The sequence below is a fragment of the Pseudomonas tumuqii genome, from assembly GCF_013184545.1.
In the GTDB taxonomy this organism is placed as follows: domain Bacteria; phylum Pseudomonadota; class Gammaproteobacteria; order Pseudomonadales; family Pseudomonadaceae; genus Aquipseudomonas; species Aquipseudomonas tumuqii.
In genome coordinates this window covers 1-890 of sequence record NZ_JAAOJA010000056.1, presented here as the reverse complement: position 1 = coordinate 890, position 890 = coordinate 1, and the positions used below count along the sequence as shown (strand labels likewise).

Genomic DNA, 890 nt, shown 5'->3' with positions numbered 1-890 from the left:
CCGATCGGGTGACCGAGGGCGCAGGCACCGCCGTGCACGTTGAGCTTGTCGTGGGGGATGTCGAGGTCGCGCATGGCCGCCATCGGCACCACGGCGAAGGCCTCGTTGATCTCGAACAGGTCGACCTGGTTCAGCGCCCAGCCGCTGCGCGCCATCAGGCGTTGCAAGGCACCGACCGGCGCGGTGGCGAACAGGTTCGGCGCCTGGGCGAAGGTGGCATGCCCGCGGATCGCCGCCAGTGGCGTCAGCCCGCGTTTCTCCGCCTCGGACAGGCGCATCAGCAGCAGCGCGGCGGCGCCGTCGGAGATCGAACTGGCATTGGCCGCGGTCACCGTACCGCCCTCGCGGAAGGCCGGCTTGAGGGTCGGGATCTTCTCCGGGCGGGCCTTGGGCGGCTGCTCGTCGCTGTCGATGCGGCGCAGTTCGCGACCGCCCCGGGCCTCGACCGCGGTGATCTCCGCGGCGAAGCGCCCTTCGGCCATGGCCTGCTGCGCACGGGTCAGCGAGGCGATGGCAAAGGCGTCCTGCTGCTCGCGGCTGAAGCCGTAAGCCTGGGCGCAATCCTCGGCAAAAGTGCCCATCAGCCGGCCCTTGTCGTAGGCATCTTCCAGGCCGTCGAGGAACATGTGGTCGAGCACCCGGCCATGGCCCATGCGATAGCCGCTGCGCGCGCGCTCCAGCAGGTAGGGCGCGTTGGACATGCTCTCCATGCCGCCGGCGAGCACCACATTGGCACTGCCGGCGAGCAGCAGGTCATGGCCGAACATCGCCGCCTTCATCCCCGAGCCGCACATCTTGTTCACCGTCGAGCACACCGTGCCCTGCGCCAGGCCCGCGCCCAGCGCCGCCTGGCGCGCCGGGGCCTGGCCCTGGCCGGCCTGCAGCACGCA

The 890-nt window shown here is 71.0% G+C and carries 1 protein-coding gene; it reads right to left on the bottom strand.

Features of this window, described 5'->3' with window-relative positions:
* Positions 1-890: acetyl-CoA C-acyltransferase (locus G9C89_RS24915; protein ID WP_172153385.1), on the bottom strand; the 890-nt coding region annotated here is incomplete at both ends.